The organism is Metabacillus sp. 113a, assembly GCF_050107635.1.
In the GTDB taxonomy this organism is placed as follows: Bacteria; Bacillota; Bacilli; order Bacillales; family Bacillaceae; genus Metabacillus_B.
Genome location: NZ_JBNILJ010000001.1, coordinates 836098 through 843440, shown reverse-complemented (window position 1 = coordinate 843440; position 7343 = coordinate 836098). Strand labels below are relative to the sequence as shown.

10 protein-coding genes are annotated in these 7343 nt (G+C 44.1%); 7 read left to right on the top strand and 3 right to left on the bottom strand.

Annotation, left to right across the window (positions count from 1 at the left end; genetic code table 11):
* The first annotated feature begins 517 nt into the window (after positions 1–517).
* Both ACQCVE_RS04365 and ACQCVE_RS04360 read left to right on the top strand, forming a co-directional pair.
* A complete protein-coding gene (locus ACQCVE_RS04365) occupies positions 518–922 on the top strand; it encodes a hypothetical protein (RefSeq protein WP_426861745.1) in 405 nt (134 codons plus the stop codon).
* Positions 923–966: 44 nt separating this feature from the next.
* Positions 967–1440, top strand: coding sequence for a YlbF family regulator (locus ACQCVE_RS04360; RefSeq protein ID WP_426844598.1), 474 nt, complete (start codon positions 967–969; stop codon positions 1438–1440).
* An 83-nt stretch (positions 1441–1523) separates the two neighbouring features.
* Here the strand turns inward: ACQCVE_RS04360 and ACQCVE_RS04355 are convergent, their stop codons facing one another.
* Positions 1524–1847, bottom strand: a complete 324-nt coding sequence (locus ACQCVE_RS04355; protein WP_426844579.1) for a hypothetical protein — start codon at positions 1845–1847, stop codon at positions 1524–1526.
* A gap of 86 nt (positions 1848–1933) precedes the next feature.
* Here ACQCVE_RS04355 and ACQCVE_RS04350 point away from each other — a divergent pair, with 86 nt between their 5' ends.
* Positions 1934–2206: a YlbG family protein gene (locus ACQCVE_RS04350; protein ID WP_426844578.1), complete on the top strand. Its 273-nt coding sequence runs from the start codon at positions 1934–1936 to the stop codon at positions 2204–2206.
* Between the two features lie 87 nt (positions 2207–2293).
* Here ACQCVE_RS04350 and ACQCVE_RS04345 read toward each other — a convergent pair whose 3' ends face one another.
* On the bottom strand, positions 2294–2683 hold the full coding sequence (locus ACQCVE_RS04345; protein WP_426844577.1) for a DUF7147 family protein: 390 nt from the start codon (positions 2681–2683) through the stop codon (positions 2294–2296).
* Positions 2684–3040: 357 nt separating this feature from the next.
* Here ACQCVE_RS04345 and rsmD point away from each other — a divergent pair, with 357 nt between their 5' ends.
* Together rsmD and coaD are read left to right on the top strand one after the other, a co-directional pair.
* Positions 3041–3616 carry a 16S rRNA (guanine(966)-N(2))-methyltransferase RsmD gene (rsmD, locus tag ACQCVE_RS04340; protein WP_426844576.1) on the top strand — a complete coding sequence of 192 codons (576 nt, stop codon included), beginning with the start codon at positions 3041–3043 and terminating at the stop codon, positions 3614–3616.
* The gene (coaD, locus tag ACQCVE_RS04335) at positions 3616–4095 is read left to right on the top strand and encodes a pantetheine-phosphate adenylyltransferase (RefSeq protein WP_426844575.1); all 480 of its coding nucleotides are present in this window, start codon (positions 3616–3618) and stop codon (positions 4093–4095) included. The genes rsmD and coaD overlap by 1 nt, the downstream gene beginning before the upstream one ends.
* Before the next feature lie 38 nt (positions 4096–4133).
* Here coaD and ylbJ read toward each other — a convergent pair whose 3' ends face one another.
* Complete coding sequence (ylbJ, locus tag ACQCVE_RS04330) at positions 4134–5339, bottom strand: sporulation integral membrane protein YlbJ (protein ID WP_426844574.1); 1206 nt, start codon at positions 5337–5339, stop codon at positions 4134–4136.
* A 162-nt stretch (positions 5340–5501) separates the two neighbouring features.
* On the opposite strand from ylbJ, the gene ACQCVE_RS04325 reads away from it, so the two are divergent.
* Positions 5502–6293 carry a patatin-like phospholipase family protein gene (locus ACQCVE_RS04325; RefSeq protein WP_426844573.1) on the top strand — a complete coding sequence of 264 codons (792 nt, stop codon included), beginning with the start codon at positions 5502–5504 and terminating at the stop codon, positions 6291–6293.
* Positions 6283–7317, top strand: coding sequence for a SepM family pheromone-processing serine protease (locus ACQCVE_RS04320; RefSeq protein ID WP_426844572.1), 1035 nt, complete (start codon positions 6283–6285; stop codon positions 7315–7317). Before ACQCVE_RS04325 ends, ACQCVE_RS04320 begins: the two co-directional genes overlap by 11 nt.
* The last annotated feature ends 26 nt before the right edge of the window (positions 7318–7343 follow it).

Genomic DNA, 7343 nt, shown 5'->3' with positions numbered 1-7343 from the left:
TGGCCTCCAGCCGTCTATTTTCAGAAATATAAAAAAGGGGAAGTAAAACCCAGAAAAATCGTTCTTTGAAAAACGGAGAAAAGATTAGAATTCGGAAGAGCGTGTCCAAAATTAGGGGGCTCAACCGATATCGACCGAGATTCTGATATATCGGTCAAAGTTTAACTATATCGACCGAGATTCGGAAATATCGGCCGAAATTTAATTATATCGACCGAGATTCAGATATATCGGCCGAAATTTAATAATATCGACCGAGATGCAGATATATCGGCCGAAATTTAGTTATATCGACCGGATTACATATACATCGACCAAAAATTTATACTATCATCCAATTTTGACTTCTCCACAAAAGCTGTGCCTCTCCTTTTTAAATTGACTGTAAAGAAGGTCTGCCGCGAGGGTTGAGGACTGAAGACTAAGAGTGGCTTTGACTAAACAGCTTGCGCATTTGTTCTTCTCTACATGATTTGCAGCATTATAGCAAACCCTATCGGAAAAAGGGGGTGGACAAATGGTCAGAACGATTCTTTTTCTTCTAATCGTTCTTTTTGCTGCCGGGTGTACGAATGATAAGCCGAGACCTGAAGGAATAAGCGGGATAACTGGGACGCCGGCGGCCAGCGCTCAGGAACTGAAAAAAGGAAGCTACTCGGTTCATCACTTTGTCAAGGGAAATACTGTGTTTGTGGAATGTTTTTTCCCTAACGGCAATTTCGGACAAAAGAAGGATCTTTCAAAAGGGGAGCTGTTTATCACGGTTACCGTAGACGGAAAAAATGCACAGAAGTACTTTACTCCTGCTTTCTCCATACACGGACTTAAAAAGGGGTATCATGAAATATCTTTGGAAGTATCAGCTCATAATGAGCCTGAAACCGTTCACAGCCCTTATAGCTGGACTGTAAAAGTGGATTGATGTTTTTTCAGCAGCATTTCTATTCAGCCCTTTTTCATGGTAGAATGGCAGTGGAGGTGCTGTCATTGGTTTATGCAACAATGGAAAGTGTGCAAATTCTGGATCAGGCTGACCAGATTAGTGATATGATTCTTCAGTCCGAGCTGGCCGAGACCTACCGCGCTTGCCTGAACGATCTTAAGAACGATCAGCCTGCACAGGAAATTGTAAGCAGGTTTGTAAAAGTTAAAGATATACATGAGGATGTCCAGCGTTTTGGAAAATATCATCCTGACTATAAACAGATTTCCCGTGAGATGAGGGAGGTCAAAAGGGAATTGGATTTAAATGAGAAAGTTGCAGCATTCAGAAGAGCGGAAACAGCGCTTCAAACCCTGCTCGATGAAATAAGTGTTCAGCTGGGGAGTGCTGTTTCAGAACACGTGAAAGTGCCGACGGGCAACCCGTTCTTTGACAGTCTTTCTGCTTGCGGAGGCGGCTGCGGTTCCGGCGGCGGCTGCGGCTGCAAAGTATCATGAGTTATAGGCGGAGGTGACTCCGTCTTTTGTTTGTATAGAGATTTCTTTTTAAGCTCTTGAAATTAAAGCTGGGAGAGGCCGTTCTATTTTAGGAGAATACAATCCGAGCAAAGATTTCCGCAGCAAAACATCTTTTCAAGCGGAACATAAAAACGGTGTCTGTACACATAAAGATTTTCTTCATTACGGACAAAAATAGTCTCGGACGTTACTTTTTTATGGAGCATCGCTTTTTTTGAAAAGAGAAAGATTGTTTTTCTGACTTCAGCTTCGCTTGTACCGGGGACCGTTTCAATATAAAGGAAGGGCGTGCCGGCAATCAATTGCCTCTTCACAGAATAGAACGGTGGATGATTAAATAATTTTTCCATAAAATGATCCCAAATGAGGTCCAGGTCGGCCTTCATATTAATCCTCCTTCAAGAAGCGTATTGTTAATGAGTGTAAACTCTGATAAACTTTTCTACGACATGTGAAAAAGGGTGAGATAAATATGGATGGAAAAAGACAAGGCCTTATCGTTTGGATGCACTCATTAAAACAAGTGAAAATGCTCCGGCGCTTTGGAAATGTGCACTATATCTCCAGAAGGCTGAAATATGTTGTTCTGTATTGTGATATGGAGCAGAATGAGGCATTAACAGAGAAAATCTCTTCTTATTCTTTTGTAAAGCATGTTGAACCTTCTTACAAACCTTTTCTGAAATTGGAGTTTGAGAAAAAACAGGATAAGGCAAAAGAATACGATTATAAAATGGGCTTATAATGATCAAACGCAATCCTGATTGGAGGATTGCGTTTTTATTTTTGCTCTTGCAGATTCCTCTAGCAAGCCTTAATAGAGAAACAGCTGCTATTTTAACGGTGGAAGAATGTGATTCAACCTGAGAATCCCCGTTAAATACTGATAATATAAAACGTTCTCATGGAAAAGTGCTGAAGGCTTCACATCGAACTGATTAATCGGCTTTCCCGTTTTTTCAGCTGCTTCCCGAAAGAGCTGATGCCTTTTGGTTTCCTTTTCACGGGGGTCAGCAATGCCTTCCCTGCAAAAATAAATCGGGAGAAAATCTCCCGGGTCAGCAGGGGACATGATGACTCCTGCAGAGACTGATTTTTTGCCTTTCCATTCTGTATGAAGAAGGATGAAAGAAATGATTCTTTCTTCCTGGTGCTTAATGATCTCGAGCAATTCGTACAAATCCGAATATCCTTCTCCCAGTTCAATAAAACGCTGAATCATAAAATGATCTCCCTTACTTGTATGATTTTCTCCTACAAACTTAGCATGAAACGCAAAGAAGTGCCATGGAGGAAATAAATGTATAGAATTCAGCAGAGGGGCCATACTAGCTGTAGACAGCATCTCGTTCATGATGCTGTTGCCAACCGCGGAGAAGACTTACGTTTCCCCATAAGTTCTTCCTCCGGTTTCTCCTCTCCCTTTTCCTTCTAGCCTTTCGGTTTAGAGGGACCCTGCGGCATTTGCTGCAGGGCTTTTTTTATTCCTGGAACGTGTGCATCTTTTCTCGTTCTGTATTTTATGGTACGATGACTTTGCAAAAAAACAGGAAATTTGTAAAGCAGTGGTGAATGAGTAATGAGAGTAGTATCAGGTTCTTTAAAGGGAAGGCCTTTGAAGGCAGTTCCGGGCATGTCGACCAGACCGACAACGGATAAAGTGAAAGAAGCCATCTTCAATATGATTGGACCCTATTTTGATGGGGGTTCTGCCCTGGATCTTTTTGGAGGCAGCGGCGGCCTCGGAATTGAAGCACTAAGCAGGGGAGTGGCAAGCTGCATTTTTGTCGACCGGGAGGCAAAAGCGATTCAAACGATACATAATAACCTGGAAGCATGCCGGCTTCAGGATCAGGCTGAAGTTTACCGCAACGATGCTGAAAGGGCGCTCAAAGCAATCATCAAACGAGAACTTCAGTTTAAGCTGATCTTTTTAGATCCACCGTATAAGCAACAAAAATTGAAAGCGCTTATAAATCAAATAAGCGAAAAGCAGCTCCTGGCATCAGAAGGTTTTTTAATAGCTGAACACGGTACTGAAATTGCTTTGCCGGAGGAAATAGGAAACTTGAGCCTGGCGAAGTATGAAACGTACGGTGCAGCGGCTGTCAGTATTTATCAGCATAGCGGCGATGGGAGAATGGGGGAATCGTAATGGCGAGTGTAGCAGTATGTCCAGGAAGTTTCGATCCGGTTACTCTTGGACACTTAGATATCATCAGACGGGGAGCGAAAGTATTTGATACAGTGTATATCTGTGTTCTGAATAACTCTTCAAAGAATCCGCTTTTTAATGTAGAAGAAAGATGTGCTTTGTTAGAGGAAGTGACAAAGGATATGCCAAACGTAACCGTTGAATCGTTTAAGGGGCTTTTAATTGATTATGCGCGAAGCAAAAATGCCAATGCAATATTAAGAGGGCTTAGAGCGGTATCGGACTTTGAATACGAAATGCAGATTACATCTATGAACCGCGTGCTTGATGACACGATAGAGACCTTTTTTATGATGACAAACAATCAATATTCCTTCCTTAGTTCGAGCATTGTAAAGGAAGTGGCCAAGTACAAAGGGGATATTTCGGATTTGGTGCCTTCTCCGGTTGAAAAGGCTTTAATTGAAAAATTCAAGTAATGGAAAAGGCAGAGACCGGATCTCTGCCTTTCTTACTGTTAATAGGCGGCGGCTGTCCTCCGCCAATAGAGAATAATATACAAAAAGAGAAAAAAAAGTGTAATAGCCGGCCCGGAACCCAATAGCCAATCATACTCTTCAAAACCGTTTGGCCTTCCTCCAGTGCCATATGTTTCTGTTACGCCCCCCCTGTTTAAGTAAAGAGGCTTCCATAGCAGCCATGTAAGGAACGCGGCAATGAATCCCTGCATGATTCGTGCAAAAAAGAAGGGGAGGAATCGGATGTCCGTTTCAGCAAGGATGCTTGCCACTTGCGCTTGTACAGAAAGACCGCTGAAGGCAAGAATGAAGCTTGCAATAATGGCCTGAAACAAAAGGCCGGCCTCTGCATTGCTTGCCTGCATGCTGCCATGAGTAATTTCAAAAACACCGGCAAGCAAAGGCTGCGTCAGTGATACAGGCAGGGAGAACAGACTGAACAGCTGTGCCATACCGGAGGAAAGAATTCCGATGAAGCCCGTAATGCTGAGAATTTTGTTCAGCACAGAAAATAAAATGATAAAGCCGCCTATGACCAATAGGGTTTGTACAGAACCGAGCACCGCATCACCCAGCATTTTTCCTATTGGTTTCTTGTTTTTTAATCTCGTCTTGTGCAATGCAGCGAACGCTTCTGACAAAGACGGAAAAGGAAGAACCCTGCTTCTCGAGAGCGCCCGCTCTTCTCTGCTGTTCCCATGAAACCTCATCATCACTCCAACACATACATTGGATAAGTAATGGGCTGCAGCAAGCAGAAGGCCGAGAGCAGGATTTTTAAAAAAACCAACCGAAACGGCAGCGAAAATGAAGAGGGGGTTTGAACAATTCGTAAATGAAACGAGCCTTTCTGCTTCAATTGCTGTCAGCTGTTTTTCTTTTCTCAGCAGGGAAGTGAGCTTCGCACCCGCAGGAAAACCGGAAGCGATTCCCATTGCCCATACAAAACCGCCTGCCCCGGGAACGCGAAAAAGAGGCCTCATAACTGGCTCAAGCAGCACACCTGCAAAGCGCACGATTCCAAAACCGATTAAAAGCTCTGATACAATGAAAAAAGGGAGCAGGGAAGGAAAAACGATCCTCCACCACACATCAAGACCTGCCTGCGACGCTTCCAATGACGCTTTTGGGTGTAAAATGATGGATGCAGTGAGAGCCATCATGACCAAAGCAATAATAAGCGTGTTCCATTTTTCCCGGCTCAACAGTTTACCCCCGCTCTAGTTCTATACATTAAGAACTGTGTAATGATAAAATGGTTGTCAGGCATGTACAGCTTCTAATACCTTAATATACGAGAATAGCGGTCCTTTTTAGACCATAAGATTCACTAAGAGCCTTGAATTATCAGGAGGAGGGCCAAGTGGATGGAACCTAAAATTGGATTAGCGCTCGGATCAGGTGGAGCCAGAGGCTTTGCTCATCTTGGGGTAATAAAAGTACTGACAGATGAGGGGATTCCCATTCACATGATTGCCGGGAGCAGCATGGGGGCGCTGGTCGGCAGTTTTTATGCAGCAGGCTTGGAGATCAAAAGCCTTTATCAAATTGCAGCCGCTTTTAAACGCAGCTATTATTTGGATGTGACCATTCCTAAAATGGGGTTTATTGCAGGGGAAAAGATAAAGGGTTTGATACGTGCCTTCACAAAAGGCAATAATATAGAAGATTTGAATATTCCTTTAGCGATTGTGGCAACGGATTTATGCACGGGAGAAAAAGTGGTCTTTAAGAAGGGACCTGTCGCTGAAGCTGTTCGCGCGAGCATAGCCATTCCCGGGATTTTTGTTCCGGAGACAGTCAACGGCAGGATGCTTGTCGATGGAGGAGTTGTGGACCGTGTTCCGGTTTCGGTTGCAAGGGAAATGGGTGCAGACATTGTCATTTCCGTAGATGTGTCCGTTGTCAAAAAACAGGAATCCATCACTTCCATATTTGATGTGATTATGCAAAGCCTCGATATCATGCAGGACGAACTCGTCCATCACCGCGCTTTGGCTTCTGATATCATGCTCCGCCCAAAGGTAGCCAAATTCAGTTCAAGATCTTTTACAAACATACAGGAGATTATGATGAGCGGGGAAGCAGAAGCCAGGAGTAACCTGGAAGCCATCCGTTCTTTGATTGACAATTGGAAGGAGTCGCGTAATGAAGAATAGACGAAAAGGGGCCATCCGCGCTTTTGTCATCGGCATCCTGATTGCCATGGCCATTTCCTATATAAAGCTGCCCTACTACATAACAAAGCCCGGCAGCGCTTCAGAGCTGGAGCCAATCATTAACGTGGACGGCGGTTACGACTCAGCAGGAAGCTTTTCGCTGACAACCGTCAGTATAGGGAGGGCCAGTATACTAGGCTATGTATTTGCGCAATTTGACCGCTATGCGGAAATTGTGCCAATCGGTCAGGTGAAAGCACCCGATGAATCGGATGAAGAATACTTGAACCGCCAGCTGAAGCTTATGGAAGGATCGCAGGAATCGGCTTTGATCCTTGCCTATGAAGAAGCGGGAAAAGAAGTGAAAAGCGATTTTAACGGAGTATACGTCAATTCATTGATTAAAGGCATGCCCGCTGCAGATGCTTTAAAGGCCGGGGATCGGGTGTTTGAAGCAGACGGGAGAAAATTGAAGAGCGCAGAGGAGTTCACAGCATATGTAAGCAAAAAAAATGCGGGCGACCAGGTGAACATCACCTTTGAGCGGGATGGCAGGAAAAAGACGGCAAGCATACCAATCGCCAAGTTTCCCGATGCACTCAATAGTGGAGCGAAAGCAGGGATCGGAATAACCTTGATGACCGACAGAGAAGTAACAGTCAATCCGGATATTAAGCTAAACACAGAAGACATCGGCGGACCTTCTGCAGGGTTAATGATGAGCCTGGAGATTTATGACCAGCTTACAGAAGAGGATTTTACAAAAGGATATACCATTGCAGGAACAGGCACGATAGCTGAAACCGGAGAAGTCGGCCCGATCGGAGGGATCTCCCAGAAAATCGTAGCAGCTGACAAATCCGGAGCAGAAATTTTCTTTGCGCCCAATGAAAATGGAAGATCCAATTCCAATTATAATGAAGCGGTCAAAACAGCAAAAGACATAGACACGAAAATGAAAATTATCCCTGTTGATCAATTTAGTGATGCCGTTGCTTATTTGGGAAAATTAAAGGAAAAATAAACAGCAGCCGCCTGTGTTGTCAGGCG

Coding starts and splice junctions, on each gene's coding strand:
- ACQCVE_RS04350 (WP_426844578.1), top strand. CDS start 1,934: ATGGATGGAAAAAGACAAGGCCTTATCGTTTGGATGCACTCATTAAAA.
- coaD (WP_426844575.1), top strand. CDS start 3,616: ATGGCGAGTGTAGCAGTATGTCCAGGAAGTTTCGATCCGGTTACTCTT.
- ACQCVE_RS04325 (WP_426844573.1), top strand. CDS start 5,502: ATGGAACCTAAAATTGGATTAGCGCTCGGATCAGGTGGAGCCAGAGGC.
- ACQCVE_RS04320 (WP_426844572.1), top strand. CDS start 6,283: ATGAAGAATAGACGAAAAGGGGCCATCCGCGCTTTTGTCATCGGCATC.
- ACQCVE_RS04360 (WP_426844598.1), top strand. CDS start 967: ATGGCAGTGGAGGTGCTGTCATTGGTTTATGCAACAATGGAAAGTGTG.
- rsmD (WP_426844576.1), top strand. CDS start 3,041: ATGAGAGTAGTATCAGGTTCTTTAAAGGGAAGGCCTTTGAAGGCAGTT.
- ACQCVE_RS04365 (WP_426861745.1), top strand. CDS start 518: ATGGTCAGAACGATTCTTTTTCTTCTAATCGTTCTTTTTGCTGCCGGG.
- ACQCVE_RS04345 (WP_426844577.1), bottom strand. CDS start 2,683: ATGATTCAGCGTTTTATTGAACTGGGAGAAGGATATTCGGATTTGTAC.
- ACQCVE_RS04355 (WP_426844579.1), bottom strand. CDS start 1,847: ATGAAGGCCGACCTGGACCTCATTTGGGATCATTTTATGGAAAAATTA.